This is a genomic window from Streptomyces sp. NPDC039465 (assembly GCF_055639315.1).
The window spans coordinates 43897-62792 of the sequence record NZ_JBVKAP010000015.1 but is presented as its reverse complement, the minus strand read 5'-3'; the positions used below and the strand labels follow the sequence as shown (position 1 = coordinate 62792).

General features: G+C 71.0%; 23 protein-coding genes and 1 pseudogene. 6 read left to right on the top strand and 18 right to left on the bottom strand.

Annotation, left to right across the window (positions count from 1 at the left end; all coding sequences use genetic code 11):
- Positions 1-228: 228 nt before the first annotated feature.
- A complete protein-coding gene (locus tag ACZ7LT_RS32920) occupies positions 229-1527 on the top strand; it encodes a PP2C family protein-serine/threonine phosphatase (protein WP_471239766.1) in 1299 nt (432 codons plus the stop codon).
- Positions 1528-1554: 27 nt separating this feature from the next.
- On the opposite strand, the gene ACZ7LT_RS32915 is transcribed toward ACZ7LT_RS32920, so the two are convergent.
- From ACZ7LT_RS32915 to rox, 4 genes are all read right to left on the bottom strand, one after another.
- Entirely contained in the window at positions 1555-1896 is a 342-nt protein-coding gene (locus ACZ7LT_RS32915) for a DUF2516 family protein (RefSeq protein ID WP_019887478.1), read from the bottom strand.
- Between the two features lie 107 nt (positions 1897-2003).
- On the bottom strand, positions 2004-2609 hold the full coding sequence (locus tag ACZ7LT_RS32910) for a hypothetical protein (RefSeq protein ID WP_471239765.1): 606 nt from the start codon (positions 2607-2609) through the stop codon (positions 2004-2006).
- 38 nt (positions 2610-2647) lie between these two features.
- Entirely contained in the window at positions 2648-3037 is a 390-nt protein-coding gene (locus tag ACZ7LT_RS32905; RefSeq protein WP_471239764.1) for a helix-turn-helix domain-containing protein, read from the bottom strand.
- Between the two features lie 115 nt (positions 3038-3152).
- Positions 3153-4586: a rifampin monooxygenase gene (rox, locus tag ACZ7LT_RS32900; protein ID WP_471239801.1), complete on the bottom strand. Its 1434-nt coding sequence runs from the start codon at positions 4584-4586 to the stop codon at positions 3153-3155.
- Between the two features lie 199 nt (positions 4587-4785).
- On the opposite strand from rox, the gene ACZ7LT_RS32895 reads away from it, so the two are divergent.
- Positions 4786-5274: a MarR family winged helix-turn-helix transcriptional regulator gene (locus ACZ7LT_RS32895; protein WP_471239763.1), complete on the top strand. Its 489-nt coding sequence runs from the start codon at positions 4786-4788 to the stop codon at positions 5272-5274.
- A gap of 128 nt (positions 5275-5402) precedes the next feature.
- On the top strand, positions 5403-6920 hold the full coding sequence (locus ACZ7LT_RS32890) for an MFS transporter (protein ID WP_471239762.1): 1518 nt from the start codon (positions 5403-5405) through the stop codon (positions 6918-6920).
- A 7-nt stretch (positions 6921-6927) separates the two neighbouring features.
- On the opposite strand, the gene ACZ7LT_RS32885 is transcribed toward ACZ7LT_RS32890, so the two are convergent.
- The 3 genes from ACZ7LT_RS32885 to ACZ7LT_RS32875 are packed head-to-tail and all read right to left on the bottom strand — an operon-like array spanning position 6928 to position 10240.
- The gene (locus tag ACZ7LT_RS32885) at positions 6928-8892 is read right to left on the bottom strand and encodes a HelD family protein (RefSeq protein WP_471239761.1); all 1965 of its coding nucleotides are present in this window, start codon (positions 8890-8892) and stop codon (positions 6928-6930) included.
- A 40-nt stretch (positions 8893-8932) separates the two neighbouring features.
- A complete protein-coding gene (locus tag ACZ7LT_RS32880) occupies positions 8933-9547 on the bottom strand; it encodes a TetR family transcriptional regulator (RefSeq protein WP_471239760.1) in 615 nt (204 codons plus the stop codon).
- A 36-nt stretch (positions 9548-9583) separates the two neighbouring features.
- Entirely contained in the window at positions 9584-10240 is a 657-nt protein-coding gene (locus tag ACZ7LT_RS32875; RefSeq protein WP_471239800.1) for a TetR/AcrR family transcriptional regulator, read from the bottom strand.
- 47 nt (positions 10241-10287) lie between these two features.
- Here ACZ7LT_RS32875 and ACZ7LT_RS32870 point away from each other — a divergent pair.
- Positions 10288-10848 (top strand): annotated as a pseudogene (locus ACZ7LT_RS32870) (ABC transporter permease); the annotation flags it as partial.
- 13 nt (positions 10849-10861) lie between these two features.
- On the opposite strand, the gene ACZ7LT_RS32865 reads toward ACZ7LT_RS32870, so the two are convergent.
- Positions 10862-12106 (bottom strand): GNAT family N-acetyltransferase, encoded by a 1245-nt coding sequence (locus ACZ7LT_RS32865; RefSeq protein ID WP_471239759.1) that lies wholly within the window; start codon positions 12104-12106, stop codon positions 10862-10864.
- Between the two features lie 103 nt (positions 12107-12209).
- Complete coding sequence (locus tag ACZ7LT_RS32860; protein ID WP_471239758.1) at positions 12210-12839, bottom strand: RsiG family protein; 630 nt, start codon at positions 12837-12839, stop codon at positions 12210-12212.
- Between the two features lie 117 nt (positions 12840-12956).
- Here ACZ7LT_RS32860 and dtd point away from each other — a divergent pair, with 117 nt between their 5' ends.
- Positions 12957-13382, top strand: a complete 426-nt coding sequence (gene dtd, locus ACZ7LT_RS32855; protein ID WP_028797698.1) for a D-aminoacyl-tRNA deacylase — start codon at positions 12957-12959, stop codon at positions 13380-13382.
- A 25-nt stretch (positions 13383-13407) separates the two neighbouring features.
- Here the strand turns inward: dtd and ygfZ are convergent, their stop codons facing one another.
- The 4 genes from ygfZ to ACZ7LT_RS32835 form a co-directional block, all read right to left on the bottom strand.
- Positions 13408-14373, bottom strand: coding sequence for a CAF17-like 4Fe-4S cluster assembly/insertion protein YgfZ (gene ygfZ, locus ACZ7LT_RS32850; RefSeq protein ID WP_471239757.1), 966 nt, complete (start codon positions 14371-14373; stop codon positions 13408-13410).
- A 10-nt stretch (positions 14374-14383) separates the two neighbouring features.
- Positions 14384-14821 (bottom strand): Fur family transcriptional regulator, encoded by a 438-nt coding sequence (locus ACZ7LT_RS32845; RefSeq protein ID WP_471239756.1) that lies wholly within the window; start codon positions 14819-14821, stop codon positions 14384-14386.
- Between the two features lie 51 nt (positions 14822-14872).
- A complete protein-coding gene (locus ACZ7LT_RS32840; protein WP_471239755.1) occupies positions 14873-15445 on the bottom strand; it encodes a heme-binding beta-barrel domain-containing protein in 573 nt (190 codons plus the stop codon).
- Between the two features lie 215 nt (positions 15446-15660).
- On the bottom strand, positions 15661-15795 hold the full coding sequence (locus ACZ7LT_RS32835) for a hypothetical protein (protein ID WP_471239754.1): 135 nt from the start codon (positions 15793-15795) through the stop codon (positions 15661-15663).
- Between ACZ7LT_RS32835 and ACZ7LT_RS32830 the strand changes: the two genes are divergently transcribed.
- Complete coding sequence (locus ACZ7LT_RS32830; RefSeq protein ID WP_019887509.1) at positions 15796-16161, top strand: DsrE family protein; 366 nt, start codon at positions 15796-15798, stop codon at positions 16159-16161.
- 46 nt (positions 16162-16207) lie between these two features.
- On the opposite strand, the gene ACZ7LT_RS32825 is transcribed toward ACZ7LT_RS32830, so the two are convergent.
- The 5 genes from ACZ7LT_RS32825 to ACZ7LT_RS32805 form a co-directional block, all read right to left on the bottom strand.
- Positions 16208-16471: a DUF3099 domain-containing protein gene (locus ACZ7LT_RS32825; protein ID WP_471239753.1), complete on the bottom strand. Its 264-nt coding sequence runs from the start codon at positions 16469-16471 to the stop codon at positions 16208-16210.
- A gap of 113 nt (positions 16472-16584) precedes the next feature.
- Positions 16585-16872 (bottom strand): DUF1416 domain-containing protein, encoded by a 288-nt coding sequence (locus tag ACZ7LT_RS32820; protein WP_471239752.1) that lies wholly within the window; start codon positions 16870-16872, stop codon positions 16585-16587.
- A gap of 49 nt (positions 16873-16921) precedes the next feature.
- On the bottom strand, positions 16922-17761 hold the full coding sequence (locus tag ACZ7LT_RS32815; RefSeq protein WP_471239751.1) for a sulfurtransferase: 840 nt from the start codon (positions 17759-17761) through the stop codon (positions 16922-16924).
- Positions 17762-17900: 139 nt separating this feature from the next.
- Complete coding sequence (locus ACZ7LT_RS32810) at positions 17901-17981, bottom strand: putative leader peptide (RefSeq protein ID WP_350497993.1); 81 nt, start codon at positions 17979-17981, stop codon at positions 17901-17903.
- Between the two features lie 204 nt (positions 17982-18185).
- Positions 18186-18875, bottom strand: a complete 690-nt coding sequence (locus tag ACZ7LT_RS32805; RefSeq protein WP_471239750.1) for an LmeA family phospholipid-binding protein — start codon at positions 18873-18875, stop codon at positions 18186-18188.
- Positions 18876-18896: the final 21 nt, after the last annotated feature.

The following is an 18896-nucleotide window of genomic DNA, read 5'->3' as shown; positions in this document are numbered from 1 at the left end:
CCCACGCCATGTGCCCGGTGTGACCTACGACATGACGTACTGAAGCGGCCCCCGCGTGATGTTCGTCATGGCCCGGCGGTCAACTACCTCCCCATGCGCGGCATATGCCATCCACACTTCGTCGATCACCATTCCGCTGGGCCGCCGCGTACCGCTATGGTCCCCGTCTGGCGGGATGTCGATCGGCGTCCTGCCGCGCCCTCGGGGGGAGGGAAGGAAACCGGACCGATGCCCGTACCCGTACCGCGACAGCGGACCACCGCCTCCGCGGAGACCGTCGTCGCGGAGACCGCCCATGGGGCCGCCGCCCAGGCGACCCTGCCGAGCACCCAGTGCACCCCCGGCGGCGTCAGCGGCAGCGATCTCACCCTGCTGGTGATCGAGGACGACCCGGCGGGCACCTTCACCGTCCCCGAACTGCTCGACGCGGCCGGTACCCGCGTCAAGATCCGCACCGCGCGCAACCTCACCGAGGCCGAGCGGCTGCTCACCGACGACGTGCACTGCGTCCTGGTCGACCTCGCCCTGCCCGGCCGTCCGGACGACGCCCTGGCCCCGCTGCGGCAGGTCCTGCGGCTCGCGCCGCGCCACGCCGTGCTCGCGCTCGCCGCGTCCGCGGACGCCGAGCTGGCAGCTGAGGCAGTACGCGTCGGAGCGCAGGACCATCTCTTCCGCGAGGAGCTGGACGGCCGGCTGCTGAGCCGGGCCATCCGCTACGCCGTGGAGCGCAAGCGCGCCGACTCGGTGCAGGTGAAGCTGGCCGAGTCCCGGCTCAGGGCGCAGGAGAACGCCCGCCTGGAGCGGGGCCTGCTGCCCACCCCGTTGCTGGAGGGCTCGGACCTGAGGTTCGCGGCCCGCTACCGTCCGGGCCGGTCCCGGGCGCTGCTCGGCGGCGACTTCTACGACACCGTCCGCACCCCGGACGGCACGGTCCACGCGATGATCGGCGACGTCTGCGGGCACGGCCCGGACGAGGCCGCGCTCGGCGTGGAGCTGCGGATCGCCTGGCGGGCGCTGACCTTCGCGGGCCTGTGCGGCGACGAGCTGCTCTCCACGCTCCAGCAGGTGCTGGAGCACGAGCGGGAGAGCGAGGAGATCTTCGCGACCATCTGCACGGTCGACATAGCGCCGGACGGACGCCGGGCCGGTCTCTGCCTGGCCGGCCACCCGTCCCCGCTGATCGCCCGGCACGGCTGGGCCGCGCAGCTGTTGCCGTACGAGGACAGCGGCCCGGCGCTCGGCCTGCTGCCGAACGCCCGCTGGCCGCGCCGCCAGGTGGAGCTGGGCGGCACGTGGAGCCTGATGATGTACACCGACGGTCTGATCGAGGGCCGCTCGGCGGGGCCGGGGACGCCGCGGCTGGGCCAGGAAGGCATGGTCGACATGATCAACCGGCAGCTGGCCGAGGGCCTCGGCGGCGAGGACCTGCTGGAGGCGGCGGTGGCGCAGGTGCGGGAGCTGAACGGCGGCGAGCTGACCGACGACGTGGCGGTGCTGCTGCTCGACCGGCCCGGCGGCCGTTCCTAGACCAGACGGTCCTGGCCCAGGCTTACGTCAGCGGTTGCCGTTGTAGGGACCGTACGGGCCGTCGCTGCTGGATCCACCACGCCGGCCGCCACGGCCGCCCCCGGAGACCTGCTGGAGCGCGGGCCGGACGTCGACCATGAAGACGATGGTGGCGATGAGCCCGGCGATCTGCAGGAACAGCATCGGAACGAAGAGGTTCACGGCGACCACGATGCCGAGGATCACCAGCCAGAAGGGCTTGGTCTTCTTGTCGGCCGCGCGGTAGGCGTCCTCGCGGGCCACGGCCGCGAAGACGAAGGCCACCACGGCGAGGACGAGCATGGCGAGGTAGAGCAGGGAGAGGAATGTGCCGAATCCCGTGAGCAACATGCTGAGCACCGCCTAGAGAGTGGAAAAAGCGCCTCGCGGCCAAGGTACCCGTAGAACGCCGTGGGCACCCCGATGGTGCCCACGGCGTTCCCGGATGGCCTTGTCGGTCACTTCTCGGTCGCGGGAGCCTTGCGGGCCGTGGCCTTGCGCGCGGGGGTCTTCTTGGCCGAGGCGCCCTGCGCGGGGACGTCCTGCGCCGTGGCGCTCTGGGTCTCGGCGCCCTTGGGCTCGGATCCCTTGGCGTCGCTCTTCGCCTGGGAGCCCTGCGCCTGGTCCGCCTTCGGTTCGACGGCGACGGCGATCTCGACGATCTCCTCGGCCGCATCGCCGCGCCAGGCCTTCACGGCCTCCTCACCGTGGGCGGCGACCTCCTCGTACTTCTCGCGCGCCTTCACGGCGTACTCGGCGGCCACACCGACCCCGCGGAGCGCCAGGTCCTGGGCGGTCTCACCGAACTTCTTGAGGTCGGTGTCGATGCTGCCGAGCACCTCGGTGACCTTCGCCTGCACGGTGGCCCCGGCCTCCTTGGCCTGGGCGGTGACCTTCTCCTGGACGGCCTTCGGGTCCGCGCTGCGCACGGCCTCGATCCGCGCGGGCGCCTCGGCGGCCAGCTGCTCGATCAGGCCGGGCACCTTGCGGGCCTGCTGGACGGCGAGGTCGGCCGTACCGGCGGCGAAGTAGAGGGGCGTGCGCAGCTCTTCGATGATGGCCATGCTGGGGTTCCTCCCGGATGCGGATGGGTGCTGCGAGGTCAGTCTTCGGAGGGGGGTGTGGCGGCTGCGGCATCGCCGGTGTCGAGCCCGTTCTCCTTGCGGAAGGAGTCGTAGATCTGGAGCAGCACCTGCTTCTGCCGCTCGTTGATCGAGGGATCGGCCAGGATGACGGCGCGCGTCTCCAGCTCCTCCCGCTCCCGCTCGTCCAGAATCCCGGCGCGTACGTACAGCGTCTCGGCCGAGATCCGCAGGGCCTTGGCGACCTGCTGGAGCACCTCGGCACTGGGCTTGCGCAGCCCGCGCTCGATCTGGCTCAGATACGGATTGGACACCCCCGCGGCTTCGGCGAGCTGCCGCAGGGAGAGCTGCGCGGTGCGCCGCTGCTCGCGGAGGTACTCACCGAGATTGCCGACGTTGAGCGATGCCATGCTCCCGATGGTGCACGGCTTCGCTAACAATTGCAAGCAACCCGCTAGCTGGAGTGTCGCCGCCGGGGTGTCCTGACCTCTTCCGGGCCTCCTGCGCCCGGTCCTGCGCTCAGTCCTACGCTCGGTCGACGGGAGCGCCGAACCACCGCGGCAGCCGGTCGAGCAGGTCCTGCTGGTCCTCGCCGACCCATGCCACGTGTCCGTCCGGCCGCAGCAGCACCGCCGGCACGTCCAACTCCTCGCTGACGTCGACGACGTGGTCGACCCGGTCCTCCCAGCCCGCCACCGAGAGCCGGCCGGTCTGGTCGAGCAGCAGTCCGCGGCCGCCGTGCATCAACTCGTAGAGGCGGCCCCGCTTCAGCTTCACGTCACGCATCCGCCGACCCAGCAGCTCATGGCCCTCGCCGAAGTCGTAGCGGACCCCGACCGCGGTGATCATCTCGGTCATGTACCGGTTCACCTCCTCGAAGTCCATCAGCTTCGAGAACAGCTCCCGCAGCGCGGTCGGACCCGGATCCGTTCCGAGCAGGGTGATCTGCGCGCGGGTGTTCTCCAGCACGGCGGCGCCCACCGGGTGCCGTTCGGCTTCGTAGGTGTCGAGGAGCCCCTCCGGCGCCCAGCCGCCCACCGCGGCAGCCAGCTTCCAGCCGAGGTTGAAGGCGTCCTGGATGCCGAGGTTGAGCCCCTGCCCGCCGGTCGGCGGGTGGATGTGCGCCGCATCGCCGGCCAGCAGCGCCCGGCCGACGCGGTAGCGCTCGGCCTGCCGGGTGGCGTCGCCGAACCGGGACAGCCAGCGCGGCGAGTGCACGCCGAAGTCGGTCCCCGCGAAGGCCCGCAGCTGCTGCTTGAACTCCTCAAGGGTCGGCCCGGTCGTACGGTCCTCGGACACACCGTCGGCGGGCACGACGATGCGGCACGCTCCGTCCGCGAGGGGGGTGACGCCGAACCGCAGCTGGGTCTTGCGGACTTCCTCCACGACGGCGGCGATCGTCGCCGGATCCTCGGTCACCTCCATGTCGCCCAGCATCGTCTCGACCGTGGCGGGCTGACCCGGGAAGCCGATACCCAGCAGCTTGCGCACCACACTGCGGCCGCCGTCGCACCCGACGAGATAGCGCGAGCGCAGCCGCGCGCCGTCCGCCAGCTCGACGGTCACCCCGTCCTCGTCCTGGCTCAGCCCGACCACTTCGCAGCCGCGCCGGAGTTCGGCACCGAGCTCGAGGGCGCGCTCTTCGAGCAGCCGCTCGGTCACCGGCTGCGGGGTGGCGAGGCCGTACGGGTGAGCGGTGTCCAACTGCTCCGGCCACGGCTTCATGATGCCGCCGAACAGGCCGCCGACCTGGAACTTCTCACTGACCGCGAGGAACCGGTCCAGCATGCCGCGCTGGTCCGTCAGCTCGACGCTGCGCACATGCAGGCCCTGCCCGCGGGACTGCTGGGTCGGCTCGGTGAGCTTCTCCAGCACGACCACGTGCACGCCGTGCAGCCGCAACTCGGCGGCCAGCATCAGCCCGGTCGGTCCGCCGCCGGCCACGATCACGTCGATCACTACAGCACCCATTTCCGCAGGTAGTTGGCTTGAGATCGGTGATTCTGCGCCATGACCGGGGCCTTGCCGCAAGCCCCCCTGTGCGCTATAAGTTGAGAGTGGCAAGGAGCGAGTGACCTCCTTGCCCTTTCGTTTTTCCGGTCATAAGAAAGTCCGGTTCTGGATAATCCGTGACGGATCGAATTGTTACGCTGGCGGCATGACCGCCATGGCTCCCGCACGCACCGAACCGGACCTGTCGTTCCTCCTGGACCACACCAGCCATGTCCTGCGTACGCGCATGTCGGCGGCGCTCGCCGAGATCGGGCTGACGGCACGGATGCACTGCGTGCTCGTACACGCGCTCGCCGAGGAGCGGACACAGGCGCAGCTCGCCGAGATCGGCGACATGGACAAGACCACGATGGTGGTGACCGTGGACGCCCTGGAGAAGGCCGGGCTGGCCGAGCGCCGCCCCTCCGAGCAGGACCGGCGGGCGCGAATCATCGCGGTGACCGAGGAAGGCGCGCGGGTCGCCCGGCGGAGCCAGGAGATCGTGGACGAGGTGCACGAGCAGGCGCTCGCCTCGCTCCCCGAGGCCGAGCGGACGGCGCTGGTCAGGGCGCTCGGACTGCTGGCCGAGGGGCATCTGGCCACCCCCGTCGAGAGCCCGCGGCCGGCCCGCCGCGCCCGCCAGCGCGAGCAGTAGTACCCCTGGCCCCTCGCCCCACCCCTCGCAAGAGGGTCACAAACAAATAGTCTGCAACGGAACTATCTGCTACGGTCTTTCTTGTCGGGCCCCTTCGGCGTGGGCCCCCGCGAACAGGAGAGACCGCCATGTCCGCCGCCTCCGCCCCTTCCGCCACACCCGATTCCGGCCCCGATTCGGGCCCCGGTTCCGGGCTCGCTCCCCGCTCCCGCTGGCTGGCCCTCGGTGTCATCGCCACCAGCCTGCTGATGATCGTCCTCGACGGCTCGATCGTGACCGTGGCGATGCCGGTCATCCAGAGCGACCTGGGCTTCACCCCCGCCGGCCTCAGCTGGGTCGTCAACGCCTACCTGATCGCGTTCGGCAGCCTGCTCCTGCTCGCCGGACGGCTCGGCGACCTCATCGGCCGCAAGCGGATGTTCCTCGCGGGCACGGCGGTCTTCACCGTCGCCTCCCTCCTCGCGGGCATCGCCACCACCCCGGCCGTACTGATCGCCGCCCGCTTCCTCCAGGGCATCGGCAGCGCCATGGCCGCCGCCGTCAGCCTCGGCATCCTCGTGACGCTCTTCTCCGAGCCCAAGGAACGCGCCAAGGCCATCGCCGTCTTCAGCTTCACCGGCGCCGCCGGAGCCTCCATCGGACAGGTCCTGGGCGGGGTCCTCACCGACGCCCTCGACTGGCACTGGATCTTCTTCATCAACCTGCCGATCGGCGTCGCCGCCCTCGCCCTCGCCGTCCCCGTCCTGCCCGCCGACCGCGGGCTCGGTCTCAGGGCGGGCGCGGACGCGGTCGGCGCGCTGCTCGTCACCGCGGGCCTGATGACCGGCATCTACACCGTCGTCAAGGTCGAGGAGTACGGCTGGACCGCGGCGCACACCCTCGGCTTCGGCGCCCTGGCCGCCGTCCTGCTCGCCGGCTTCTTCGTCCGCCAGGCCACGGCCCGCAGCCCGCTGATGCCACTGCGCGTCCTGCGCTCCCGCAGCGTCGTGGGCGCCAACCTCGTCCAGATGCTGATGGTGGCCGCGCTCTTCTCCTTCCAGATCCTGGTCGCGCTCTACATGCAGAAGGTCCTCGGGTACGGCGCCGCCAAGACCGGGCTCGCGATGCTCCCCGCGGCCGCGGTCATCGGCACCGTCTCGCTCGGCGTCTCCGCCCGCCTCAACGCCCGCTTCGGCGAGCGCAACGTCCTGCTCACCGGCCTCGTCCTGCTCGTCGGCGTCCTCGGGCTGCTCGCCCGCGTCCCCGTCCACGCCAGTTACGTCACCGACCTGCTTCCGGTGATGCTGCTCGCCGCGGGCTTCGGTCTCGCCCTGCCCGCGCTGACCACGCTCGGGATGTCCGGCGCGAAGGAGGAGGACGCGGGTCTGGCCTCCGGGCTCTTCAACACCACCCAGCAGATCGGTATGGCGCTCGGGGTGGCCGTCCTCTCCACCCTCGCGGCCTCCACCACCAAGAGCCGCCTCGCGGCCGGTGCCGACCCGGCCGAGGCGCTCACCGACGGCTACCACCTGGCGTTCGCCGTCGGCACCGGCCTCCTCGTCGCCGCGTTCGCCGTCGCCCTCACCGTGCTGCGCAGGCCCAAGGCCCCGGCCGACGACACAGCCGCCGGACCGGCGAAGTCCCCTGCCACCGTCCACGCCGTCTGAGGCAGTGTCACGCGCGCGTGAGGGCCTCCGGCAGGTCGCGCGCGTGGACCACGTCCAGGCGGGAGACCGCCCGGGTCAGCACCACGTACAGCCGGTGCAGTCCGCGGCGTTCGGCCTCGACGATGGCGGCCGGTTCCACCGCCACCACGTGGTCGTACTCCAGGCCCTTGGCTATGCTCGCCGGCAGGACCGTCACGCGCGCGTGCCGCGGGAGCGCCTCGGCCAGACGCGGTACGAGCCCGTCCTCCGCGATCACTCCGACCGAGCCCTCGTGGCCCAGCGCCGCCCGTACCGCCTCGGCCGCGCCCTCGACCACATCGTCCACCCGACGGAACGTCAGCTCCCCGTCACTCCGCAGGGAACGGGCCTTGGGCACCTCGGCCGCGAGCGACGGCAGCAGCCGGTTGGCGAGCTCGACCACGGCCGCCGGCACCCGGAAGCCGGTCGTCAGGGGCACCACCGCGGCCCGCGGCTTGCCGAGGTGGGCGAGGTGGTCGGACCAACTGCGGGCCGCCCAGGGGGTGGTGCCCTGGGCCAGGTCGCCCAGGACCGTGAGCGAACCGAAGTCCGCGCGGCGGCCGATCGCCCGGCACTGCATGGGCGAGAGGTCCTGCGCCTCGTCGACGACGACATGGCCGTAGCCCGCGGGCCGTTCGATGAGGCAGGCGAGCTCGTCGAGGAGGACGAGATCGGCCGGCGACCACTTCGCGGAGCGGTACGAACGCGGCGGCGCCACCCAGCGGATCGCCGCCCGCTCCTCGGGGGTGAGCAGCGGGTCGCGGGGGTCGGTGAGGAAGCCGGCGAGGACCTCCTCGGGGGTGATCTTCGGCCAGCAGGCGTCCACGAACGCGGTGACCGCCCGCGCTCGGGCGATCTTCCGGGTCCAGGCGGCGCCGCGCGGGCCCGACCGCCGCTCGGCCTGGAGCTGGACGGCGTGCACGGCGCGCGTACGGATCCGCTCCCGGCCGACCGCGTACGGCGGCGCCTCCGCCCGTACCTCCTCGACGATCTCCGCCAGCGCGTCGCACGGCACCCGCCAGCGGTACGAACCGTCCGGCACCGCGAGGGAGTCGACCGGGGCCGCCACGCGCGCGTAGAGCGCCCGGTGCAGCACACGCGCCATCCGGGCGTCGTGCTTGACGACCGCCGCGGCCTCCGGGTCGACGGCCCGGACCTCATGGCCGCGGCCGATCTCCTCCTCGACCGTCGACTGGCGGATCCCGGTCTCGCCGAGCGAGGGCAGCACTTCGGAGATGTAGGAGAGGAAGGTGCGGTTGGGGCCCAGGATCAGCAGGCCGCCGCGCTGAATCCGCTGGGGGTGGGTGTAGAGGAGGTACGCGGCCCGGTGCAGCCCGACGGCGGTCTTGCCGGTGCCGGGGGCGCCCTGGACGCAGACGGTCGTGGTGAGGTCGGCGCGGACGAGGTCGTCCTGTTCGGGCTGGATGGTGGCGGCGATGTCGCGCATGGGGCCGACGCGCGGCCGCTCGATCTCACCGGCGACGATCGCGCTCACCCCGCTGTCGCCGGCCGCCAGGTGTTCGTCCTCCAGGCCGGTCAGATCGGCGGAGGCGCCGGTGCTCGCGGGGGCCCAGCCGAACCGGCGGCGTATGTCCACACCCTGTGGATCGCGGGCGCTCGCCTGGTAGAAGGAGCGCGCGACCGGGGCGCGCCAGTCGATGACGAGCGGCGGATCGGCCGGGCGCTCGCTGATCCGGCGGCGGCCGATGTGGTGGCGCCGGCCGTCCTGGAGATCGAGCCGGCCGAAGAAGAGCGGGCCGGGGCGCTGCTCGCGGAGCTCCTTGGCGTGGCTGCGCAGGTGGTAGCCGAGGGCTTCGGCGTCGGCGCCCGACGCGGCGACGTCCTCGCCGGTGACGACCTGCTCGGCGGCGCCGTCGACCATGCGGTCGAGGGCGGTGCGGCAGGTGTCGTGGTAGGCCCGTTCCCTGGTGAGTTCATGGTCGAGTGACGTCATTCCACCGAGCATAGCGAATGACGTAACCGAGTAACGTTTTTTACTTGGTAAGGTCGAGGCCCTCCGCCAGCTGCCGGAACGCCAGATCGGCGGCGCCCACCGCGTCCGGGAAGACCGCGTCGGCGCTCTCGCCCGCGGCGATCCGGCGGCCGTTCTCCTCGGCGAGGACGCGCCGGACGGCGACGATCTGCCCCGCGGCGAGCCGGGCGGCGAGCCCGCCCCCGAGGGCCTCGGCGAGCGCCGCCTCGGACCGCTGCTGGTAGGCGTACAGCCGGGCCACCAGACTCGGCGTCCCGTACAGCAGCCGCAGGAAGGCGAGCACGTCGGCGTCGTCGCTCAGCCCCGTCACGGGATCACGGCGGGCCAGCCCGTCCAGGAAGTGCCGGTGCAGCGCGGCCAGCGGCGACTCCCCCTCCGCGCGGGCGGCCACCACCCGGGACTCCTCGGCCTCATGGTCCGCGAAGCGGTGCAGGACCAGATCCTCCTTGGCCGGGAAGTACCGGAACAGCGTCGGCTTGGAGACATCGGCGGCGGCCGCGACCTCGGCGACCGAGACGGCGTCGAAGCCCCGGTCCAGGAAGAGGGCGATGGCGGCGTCGGAGAGGGCGCGGCGAGTCTGCCGCTTCTTGCGCTCACGCAGTCCGGTGGTCTCCATACGAGGAGGGTACGAGGCCCCGCCGGGCACCCCGGCTTACGCGCCGCCCGCCCCCTGCCGCTCGATCATGACCTGAACACCGTCGAGGATCCGGTCGAGCCCGAAGCGGAACTCATGATCGGGGTCGTCCGCCTGGTCCATCACCCCCGAGTCCAGCAGGCGGGCGACGGCCGGATACCGCTCCGGGTCGGCGAGCCTGCGCAGCAGGCGGGCGTAACCGGCGAGGACCTCGTCCGGGGAGGAGCCGCTCGCGGCGATCGCCGCGACGAGGTCCGCCATCATGGCCGCCTCGCTGCGGACGTGGCCACCGAGCAGCATCGTGACGGAGATCTTCGTCCCCTCGTCCAGACCCGTGTCCGCCAGCGCGGTCAGCGCCCGCTCCCACCAGGCGACCATGTGGGGGGTGGCGGGCGGCCCGGAGATGGGCAGCCGGACGATCCACAGATTGCGGTAGTAGACCGCGCGCATGTCCCAGGCCCAGGAGGCGAGCGCCTCGCGCCAGCCGGACTGCGGGCCGAGCCCCGGCGGCGGGGCGCCGATCGCGGCCTCCTGCATCAGAACGTACAGCTCGTCCTTGGCGGAGACATACCGGTAGAGCGACATGGTCGAGACGCCGAGCTCCTTGGCGATCCGGCCCATGGAGACCGCACCGAGCCCTTCGGCCGCGGCCAGGCCGACCGCCGCGCCGACGATCCGGTCAACGGTCAGACCGGGCTTGGGGCCCTTCGCCGGGCGCTCCCTGCGCCGGGTTCGGCTCGGCCGGCACCGCCGTCAGCGTCACCGAGGACATGAAGGGAGGCATCATCGACCGCTTCCGCTCCCTCGACATCGGCGGCACCCCGATCCTCGCCGGTCACGTCGGCGCCAGCACCCTGCGCAATCTGGTCTCCACCGCGCTCGTGCTCGGCGTCGCCTTCCTGATCGGCTTCCGCCCCTCCGCCACCGCACTCGGCTGGCTCGCCGCGCTCGGCATCCTGCTCGCCTTCATCGTCGCCATCTCCTGGCTCTCGGCAGCGGCGGGACTGCTCGCCAAGACCCCCGACGCGGCCGCCGGATTCACCTTCTTCATGATGTTCCTGCGCTACCCGAGCAGCGCGTTCGTCCCCATCGAGACGATGCCCGGCTGGCTGCACGGCTTCGCCGAACACCAGCCGGTGACCTCCGTCATCGAGTCCCTGCGCGCCCTGCTTCTGAACCAGCCGGCGGGCAACGCCCCCTGGATCGCCCTCGCCTGGCGCGCGGGGCTGCTGACCGTGGCCGTCACCCTCTCCGGCGTCCTCTTCCGGCGGCGCACCCGCTGAGGAGCACGTGGGCTCAGAAGACGTCCGGGCACCAGGGCCGCCGCGACGTGCGCAGCAGCGTGTCCGCCAGCGCGGCCGCCCCCGGTGTCGCCTCCTCGACCCGGCCGAGCGCCACCAGCCGTACGACCGACTCGTCGCCGAGGCTCAGCGTCCCCAACTCGGCTATGTCCATGACCAGATCGGGCGACTCGGTGGTCGGGGCGCAGGACGCGCCGGCCGGCTCCGCCTCCAGCCGGTAGCGGCCACCGGCCAGCCCCAGCCCGTCGCGCAGCTCCAGCACCAGCCGCCCCGACGCGCCGTACGTACGCGACTCGAGGAGCCGTATGGGATCGAGCACCCGCACCCACAGCATGTCCGCGTGCGTGACGACCCTGGCCGCGCGCGGGTCCGGCAGGAGCAGCGGCAGCAGGTCGTCGGGGGCGCGGTAGCCGCTGCGGACCGTGGTGATCCAGTCGACCGAGCAGAGGTAGTGCCAGAGCGCCCGCTCCGCGGCCGGGGTGAGGGCGAGGAAGTCCTTGACCGTGGCGGTGTTCAACGGCTGCTTGCTGTCCCCCCACTTGTCGTCGGCGGTGTAGGTGAGCAGCCCCTCGGTCTCCCCCGCCGCCGAGCGGTAGAGCACGGAGAACGGCTCGGTGTACGGATACGTCTCCTCCCGCACCTGCCCCGTCGCCAGATCCCAGTCCCGGGCCTGACGGCTCACCACGCCGTGCTGCCCGGCGCGCAGCCGATCGTGCACCTCAGGGCCGGTCTTGCGGATCTCGCTGGTGTCCACGAGCTCGATCCGGCCACCGTCCTCGGGCCCCGACCAGCGCGGATCGATCCCGGCGCGGCCCACGTCCACGGACCACTCCATGGTCCACGTGGCGGGGCCGAAGCCGTACCGGCCGTAGATCGGATACTCGGCGGCGATCAGCGTGGCCACCGCGTCACCCCGCTCCTTCGCCGTCGCGAGATCGGCGGTGATCATCCGGCTGAGCAGCCCCCGGCGCCGGTGGGTCGGCGAAACGGTCACCTGCGTCACGGCGTTGGCGGCGAGCGGGGCGCCGCCGACACCGGTCAGCTCCTGGGCGAACGAACGATACGTGGCGACGATCCGGCCGCCGTCGAACACTCCGTGAACGCGGGAGAGGTCGACATGCGGCAGCCGGCGTGCCGCCTCCTCGGCCGAACTCTCCGGCGGCCGCAGGAAGCCGGTCTTCAGGGCCTTCAACCAGTCGGGGAATTCGGATGCGCTGACCGTACGGACATCGAGGCTCATGACGTCCACGCTAGGCGCCCGCGGGAAGGAGCCGCACCCCGATTTCCACAGCCCCGGTCATATCAACAGACCAGGAAACCGGGCCCCTTCTCCGGCCCCCTCCTCACATCAGCAGATCGTCGACCTGCGCCTCGCCCTCGCGGTACCGGCGGGCGATCTCCGCGCTGCAGTCGTCGGCCGTCCGCTGCAACTGCTGACGGCGCCGCGAGACCTGATGCTCGTACGCGGCGAGCCGCCCCATCGCCGCCTTCAGCTCCTCGTCCGTGCGCGCCCCCAGGTCGGAGAGCTCCACCTCGCCGAGCATCTCGGCCGCCAGCAGGCGGTACTCCTCACCTCGCGGCGTGGAGACCGTCACATGACGGGCCGAGGTGCGGTGCTGCGAGGGCGAGTCGGCCAGGATCTCCGACAGCCGGCCCACCACCCCCCGGTCCACGACATCCCGGTCCACCACCGGCGAGTCCGAGTCGGAACGGCGCGACAGCTCCGCCCGCAGGATGTCGATACGGCCCTGGAGCAGCCGCCGTACGTAACTCAGATCGGCCTCGTCGCCCTGCGCGTCACGGCGCAGCGCCCGCAGTTCAGGAAGGCGCAGCTCCGTGATCTCAGGCCGCCGCTGGTCGGGCAGGGCCATGTCGGCACTCCGCTGCACGGGCGGACGCATACTCCCGCCGCCCGCACGAGCCCGTGCCGTCGATACCGGACCGGGCGTCTGCCCGGCGCCAGGTGTACTCATCCACATCAGTCCCCTCGACCGGTGCAGAGCCGCACCGCCTGACTGGCATCGTGCCACTCCTCACCGTGTACGTGCAGGCGCTCTGCACCCGTTCGGCCCCCGGATAGGTTGGTCTGTATGCGTGCAGTGGTGCAGAGGGTCGACGGCGCGAGCGTCGTCGTGGCCGGTGAGACGGTCGGCGAGATCGTCGGCGAGGGACTGTGTGTGCTGGTGGGAGTCACCCACGAGGACACACCCGAGAAGGCGGCGCAGCTGGCCAGAAAGCTGTGGTCCGTCCGTATTTTGGAGGGAGAGAAATCCTGTTCGGACGTGAATGCGCCCTTGCTGGTGATTTCTCAGTTCACCCTCTACGGGGACGCCCGCAAGGGCCGCCGCCCCACGTGGAACGCGGCGGCCCCCGGCGAGGTGGCCGAACCGCTCGTCGACGAGGTGGTGGCGCAGCTGCGGAAGCTCGGCGCGCGCGTGGAAACGGGCCGGTTCGGAGCGGACATGCGCGTCTCGCTCACGAATCACGGCCCGTTCACGGTGATCGTCGAGGTCTGACCCCCGACCCCCTGGCCCGTCGGCTCTACGGCTCGACGACGACTTCCTGCGCCGCCGCCGTGTCCCCCGCGACCAGCTCCGCGTCCAGGGGCACATTGCGCTTCACCATCGCCAGCGCGATCGGCCCCAGCTCGTGGTGGCGGGCCGAGGTGGTGATGAAGCCGAGCTGCCGGCCCTCGGCGCCGTCGGCCGCGAGCCGTACGGGCGTGCCATGGCCCGGCAGATGCACCTCGCTGCCGTCCAGGTGCAGGAAGACCAGCCGGCGCGGTGGCTTCCCCAGGTTGTGGACGCGGGCCACGGTCTCCTGACCGCGGTAGCAGCCCTTCTGGAGGTGCACCGCGCTGCCGATCCAGCCCAGCTCGTGCGGGATGGTCCGGTGGTCGGTCTCGAAGCCGAGCCGCGGGCGGTGCGCCTCGATCCGCAGCGCCTCGTACGCCAGGATGCCGACCGCCGGCCCGTGCTCGGCGGCGTACGACTCCAGCTGGGCCCGCGGCAGGAAGAGATCGCGGCCGTGCGCGGTCTCCCGTACGACCACGCCGTCCGGGACCGGGGAGATGGAACCGGCCGGCAGGTGGACCACCGCGAACTCGTCCGTGCGGTCGGCGACGCCCACCCGGTAGAAGAACTTCATCGACTCCAGGTAGGCGATGAGCGCCTCCTGCGTCCCGGGTTCGACATGCGCCCAGACCGTCTCGCCGTCGTCGACGAGATAGAGCGCGTGCTCGATGTGGCCGTGCGCCGACAGGATCAGCGCCTCGGTGGCCTGGCCGGGCGGGAGCTCGCTGACGTGCTGGGTCAGCAGCAGGTGCAGCCAGCTCAGCCGGTCCTCACCGGAGACGGAGACGACACCGCGGTGCGACAGATCGACCAGGCCACGTCCGTCGGCGAGGGTGCGCTGCTCACGGAACAGGTCGCCGTAGTGGGCGGCGACACCTTCGTCGCTTCCCTCGGCGGGGACAGCGCCGGGCAGCGACAGCAGAGGGCTCTTCATACGGGCAAGCCTACGACTCGGCGCTCCGCGCCTTCAGGGAGCAGTCCCGGCACCGCCCGAAGATCGCGAAATGCTTGAGGTCCGTCTCGAAGCCGAAGGTCTCGCGGAGCTTGTCGGTGAACTCGGCGGCGATGTCGACCTCCGCCTCGATCACGTCCGTGCAGTCCCGGCAGACGAGGTGGAGGTGGTGGTGCCGGTCGGCGAGATGGTAGGTCGGGGCGCCGTGCCCGAGATGGGCATGGCTGACCAGACCCAGCTCCTCCAGGAGCTCTAGCGTCCGGTACACCGTCGAGATGTTCACCCCCGACGCGGTCTTGCGCACCTCGACGAGGATGTCGTCGGGGGTCGCGTGCTCCAGGGTGTCCACGGCCTCCAGGACAAGCTGGCGCTGAGGCGTCAGCCGGTAGCCGCGCTGCCGCAGGTCGCTCTTCCAGTCGGTGCTCACCACGCCCTCCAGTGTAGGAGGACGCGGCGAGCCGCCCACAGGCGTGAAGAAGACCTACTTGAAGAAGGCGATGCCGTCGTCCGGCAGGTCACCGAGGCCGCGCGCCATCTCGGCGACATCCTCGGGCGTGACGACCTTCTTCAGATGCGCCGACATGTAGGGCCGCAGCGGGACCTCGGGGGTCGCCTTCTCGCCCACCCACATCAGGTCGCTCTTGACGTAGCCGTACAGCCGCTTGCCACCGCTGTACGGCCCGGAGGCGGCGGTACGCGCGACGGCGTCCGTCGCCAGGTCGATCTGCGGCTTCTGGTCGGCCAGCTCGCCGTACCAAACCTCGACGATGCCCTGGTCACGGACCATCGTGACCTCGACCTTGCGGTCCTTGTCGATACGCCAGTAGCCGGCCTCGCTCTCCAGCGGGCGGACCTTGTTGCCCTCGGTGTCGAGGACCCAGGAGTGCGAGACGTACTCGAGGAAGTCCCGACCGTCGTGACTGAAGGTGACCGACTGGCCAAAGTTGCACTTCTCGGCGCCGGGGAAGTCGGAGACACCCGCGCCCTCCCACGTACCGAGGAGGAAGGCGAGGGGGACGAGGTCCGGGTTGAGGTCGGACGGGATCTCGATCATGAGTTCAGCTCTGCCGGTCTCTCTGGGGGATTAGCGCTGGCCCTGGTACAGCTTCTTCACGGCCAGTCCGGTGAAGGCGAGCACGCCGACGCAGACCAGGACCAGCAGAGCTTCGAAGAAAACGATCACGGGTGCTCCTCGAATGAGCGTGAAGGCAGAACGGGCCGGACTCCAGCTTAATGGGCTGGGGTCCGGCGCTCGCTGTGAGGTGTGCGTCAGCCGCGCAGCAGCGCGCGCAGGTCGGCGTGGTGGACCTCGCCGGTGTTGCCCGGGGTGAAGGGGTGCCCGCGCACCCAACTGAGCTGCAGGAAGCGGCCCTGGTCGTACCGCCGCGTATTACAGTTCGGCATATGGCGAAGAAGCTCGTGATCAAGGTGACCGCAGGGGCCGACGCTCCCGAGCGGTGCTCGCAGGCCTTCACCGTGGCCGCCGTCGCCGTGGCCAGTGGGGTCGAGGTGTCGCTCTGGCTGACCGGGGAGTCCTCGTGGTTCGCGCTGCCCGGGCGGGCCGCCGAGTTCGAGCTCCCGCACGCCGCGCCGCTACCCGATCTGATCGACGGGATCCAGGCGGGGGGCGGGCGGATCACCGTCTGCACGCAGTGTGCCGCCCGGCGCGGTATCGAGGAGAAGGACCTCATCGAGGGGGCGCGGATCGCCGGGGCGCAGGTGTTCGTCTCGGAGGCGCTCGTGGACGGCGTCCAGGCGCTCGTGTACTAGCGGTCCAGGAGCCCATGCACCAGCGCTGCGAAGAGGCGCGGGGGGCTCAGAGGCCGCGGCGCTTCTTGCCGTCCAGTTCGTCCCACCACTCGTCGGACTTCGGGTCACCCGAGGGGTCGTCCCACCAGCGGTCCTCCGGCCCCCGCCGGTTGGCGATCATCGCGGCGACCGGCGGAATGACCATGGCGACGACGCACATCCCGATCGCGACCGGCATCGACCACAGCCTGACGACGGCCCAGGCGCCCACGAAGAGCGCCAGGCAGGCCCCCATCATCACGAAGTAGACGTGCCGGCGCCGCGCGTACATACCTTCACGGTACGCCCGCGCACCCGGGCATGACCGAAGGGCCGCACCTCAGGTCCTGGTCGGCGTCCAACCCCCCAGGAGGTGCGGCCCTTCGGCCGGTTCGGTGTGCGGTGTCACACCGCGATGGCGACCTCCGCGAGACCACCCTTCTGCGCCACGACCGTACGGTCGGCGGTGCCGCCCGGGACGAGGGCGCGCACGGTCCAGGTGCCCTCGGCCGCGTAGAAGCGGAACTGGCCGGTCGTCGAGGTCGGCACCTCGGCGGTGAACTCACCGGTCGAGTCCAGCAGGCGCACGTACCCCTTGACGGGCTCGCCGTCCTTGGTCACGTAACCCTGGATCGTGGTCTCACCGGGCTTGATCGTCGAGGCGTCGGGGCCGCCGGGCTGCGCTCCACACATGTTTTCTGTCCTTACGGTCGAGGGGTCCGGAGGTCTGACGTCCGGGGTTCTACTTGTTGGCGCCGAGCTCGATCGGCACGCCGACGAGGGAGCCGTACTCGGTCCAGGAGCCGTCGTAGTTCTTGACGTTCTCGACACCGAGCAGCTCGTGCAGCACGAACCAGGTCAGCGCGGAGCGCTCACCGATACGGCAATACGCGATGGTGTCCTTCGCCAGGTCGACCTGCTCCTCCTGGTAGAGGACCTTGAGCTCGTCGTCCGACTTGAAGGTGCCGTCGTCGTTGGCGTTCTTCGACCACGGGATGTTGCGGGCGCTGGGCACGTGGCCGGGGCGCTGCGACTGCTCCTGCGGGAGGTGGGCCGGGGCGAGCAGCTTGCCGCTGAACTCGTCGGGCGAGCGGACGTCGACCAGGTTCTGGGCACCGATCGCGGCCACGACGTCGTCACGGAAGGCACGGATGGAGGTGTCCTGGGCCTTGGCCTTGTACTCGGTCGCGGGGCGCTGCGGGACCTCGGCGACCAGGTCGCGGGAGTCCAGCTCCCACTTCTTGCGGCCGCCGTCGAGGAGCTTGACGTCCTGGTGGCCGTAGAGCTTGAAGTACCAGTAGGCGTAGGAGGCGAACCAGTTGTTGTTGCCGCCGTAGAGGATCACGGTGGTGTCGTTCGCGATGCCCTTCGCCGAGAGGAGCTTCTCGAAGCCCTCCTGGTCGATGAAGTCGCGGCGGACCGGGTCCTGGAGGTCCTTGGTCCAGTCGATCCGGATGGCGTTGCGGATGTGGTTCTTCTCGTAGGCCGAGGTGTCCTCGTCGACCTCGACGATCGCGACCTGGGGGTTGTCGAGGTTGGCCTCGACCCAGTCGGCGTCTACCAGGACGTCGCTGCGAGCCATGCTGTTTCTCCTCCGGGGCAGTGTGCGGCGGGGTGGTGCGGGGTGTTTCGGGTACGCGTCATCGGCGTGCGTACGGCTACACGGGGTGGCCCCGACGAAGTCGAAGGGCCTGAGGAATACGGGACGGTGAGCGTCCCGCTCAGACGGAACGACAGAGCATGGCGGCGACGCGGCACAGGTCTACTGCCCGCCGCTTCGTGAGGTCCGCCTGTCGCTTCATGCGTCCGATCGTAGGGACGGACGGACGGCCATGTCACCGGTGTGTCGTATTTTGAGACACGATCGTCCGCGATGTGGGATGTGATCGCTGGAACGGGGGCTCGGGGCAGGGTGTGGGACGGGGTGTCGAGCGCCCCTATCTGCGGAGCGGACAACGGTGTCTCAGTATGTGGCAGAGCCGAGGCTGGAGGGGGCTGGGCGGGGTTCAGCCCGCCAGGACGACGTCCTTGCCGGTGACCGTTATCGCGACGCCATCCTCGCGCGCCTCGACCTTCGACAGCTTCATGCCCTGCGGCAGGGCACCTATCTGCCGGTCGAAGTCGGTGCGCTTGCGGATGAGGTCGGCGAGCCCGGGGATGCCCTCCCCGGGCACCTTGTCGGCCCTGACCCGGATCGTGTTCCCGTCGGCCAGCGTCACCGTGGAGACCACGCTCCGCGAGAGGGTCCGCCCGAAGATCTGGAACCCGCCGGTGACCTTGACCTTGCCGTTGCCGCCGTACGAGACGGTGACGTCGTTGCGGGCGGCCCGGGTGAGGTCCTCGTAGGAGATCAGCGCGGTGCCGAAGGCGGTCGCGGCGGTCGCCTCGGAGAAGTCGTCGTCGACCTTCACGTCCTGGAAGGCGGCCGTCATCTCGCTGATCGTGATGCGGCGGCTGCCGGCGCTGGCCTCGACGCCCTTGAGGGTGACGTCGACCTCGTCGAAGCGCTTGTCGACGGCCTGGGTGAGGAAGGGGAAGCCCTTGATGGAGACATCCGTCGAGGCCGCCCGCGCGGCCCCCACCTTGATGCGGTCCGCGGCCTCGGACTCCGCGTAGTTCACCGCTATTCGGTCCACGGCGACGAAGACGCCGCCGAGGATCACGGCGACGATCAGCAGAATGCGCAGTGCTCGCATGGTCTGTAAGTCCCCCGCCCG

What these genes read in the sequence shown, in the direction of transcription:
- ACZ7LT_RS32810 (WP_350497993.1), bottom strand. Translation starts at nt 17,981, where the DNA reads ATGAAGCGACAGGCGGACCTCACGAAGCGGCGGGCAGTAGACCTGTGC.
- ACZ7LT_RS32825 (WP_471239753.1), bottom strand. Translation starts at nt 16,471, where the DNA reads ATGTACGCGCGGCGCCGGCACGTCTACTTCGTGATGATGGGGGCCTGC.
- ACZ7LT_RS32880 (WP_471239760.1), bottom strand. Translation starts at nt 9,547, where the DNA reads ATGGAGACCACCGGACTGCGTGAGCGCAAGAAGCGGCAGACTCGCCGC.
- ACZ7LT_RS32815 (WP_471239751.1), bottom strand. Translation starts at nt 17,761, where the DNA reads ATGGCTCGCAGCGACGTCCTGGTAGACGCCGACTGGGTCGAGGCCAAC.
- ACZ7LT_RS32865 (WP_471239759.1), bottom strand. Translation starts at nt 12,106, where the DNA reads ATGAGCCTCGATGTCCGTACGGTCAGCGCATCCGAATTCCCCGACTGG.
- ACZ7LT_RS32885 (WP_471239761.1), bottom strand. Translation starts at nt 8,892, where the DNA reads ATGACGTCACTCGACCATGAACTCACCAGGGAACGGGCCTACCACGAC.
- ACZ7LT_RS32860 (WP_471239758.1), bottom strand. Translation starts at nt 12,839, where the DNA reads ATGAGTACACCTGGCGCCGGGCAGACGCCCGGTCCGGTATCGACGGCA.
- dtd (WP_028797698.1), top strand. Translation starts at nt 12,957, where the DNA reads ATGCGTGCAGTGGTGCAGAGGGTCGACGGCGCGAGCGTCGTCGTGGCC.
- ACZ7LT_RS32895 (WP_471239763.1), top strand. Translation starts at nt 4,786, where the DNA reads ATGACCGCCATGGCTCCCGCACGCACCGAACCGGACCTGTCGTTCCTC.
- ACZ7LT_RS32915 (WP_019887478.1), bottom strand. Translation starts at nt 1,896, where the DNA reads ATGTTGCTCACGGGATTCGGCACATTCCTCTCCCTGCTCTACCTCGCC.
- ACZ7LT_RS32910 (WP_471239765.1), bottom strand. Translation starts at nt 2,609, where the DNA reads ATGGCCATCATCGAAGAGCTGCGCACGCCCCTCTACTTCGCCGCCGGT.
- ACZ7LT_RS32835 (WP_471239754.1), bottom strand. Translation starts at nt 15,795, where the DNA reads ATGCCGAACTGTAATACGCGGCGGTACGACCAGGGCCGCTTCCTGCAG.
- ACZ7LT_RS32890 (WP_471239762.1), top strand. Translation starts at nt 5,403, where the DNA reads ATGTCCGCCGCCTCCGCCCCTTCCGCCACACCCGATTCCGGCCCCGAT.
- ACZ7LT_RS32840 (WP_471239755.1), bottom strand. Translation starts at nt 15,445, where the DNA reads ATGATCGAGATCCCGTCCGACCTCAACCCGGACCTCGTCCCCCTCGCC.
- ACZ7LT_RS32905 (WP_471239764.1), bottom strand. Translation starts at nt 3,037, where the DNA reads ATGGCATCGCTCAACGTCGGCAATCTCGGTGAGTACCTCCGCGAGCAG.
- ACZ7LT_RS32805 (WP_471239750.1), bottom strand. Translation starts at nt 18,875, where the DNA reads ATGCGAGCACTGCGCATTCTGCTGATCGTCGCCGTGATCCTCGGCGGC.
- ygfZ (WP_471239757.1), bottom strand. Translation starts at nt 14,373, where the DNA reads ATGAAGAGCCCTCTGCTGTCGCTGCCCGGCGCTGTCCCCGCCGAGGGA.
- ACZ7LT_RS32830 (WP_019887509.1), top strand. Translation starts at nt 15,796, where the DNA reads ATGGCGAAGAAGCTCGTGATCAAGGTGACCGCAGGGGCCGACGCTCCC.
- ACZ7LT_RS32820 (WP_471239752.1), bottom strand. Translation starts at nt 16,872, where the DNA reads ATGTGTGGAGCGCAGCCCGGCGGCCCCGACGCCTCGACGATCAAGCCC.
- ACZ7LT_RS32920 (WP_471239766.1), top strand. Translation starts at nt 229, where the DNA reads ATGCCCGTACCCGTACCGCGACAGCGGACCACCGCCTCCGCGGAGACC.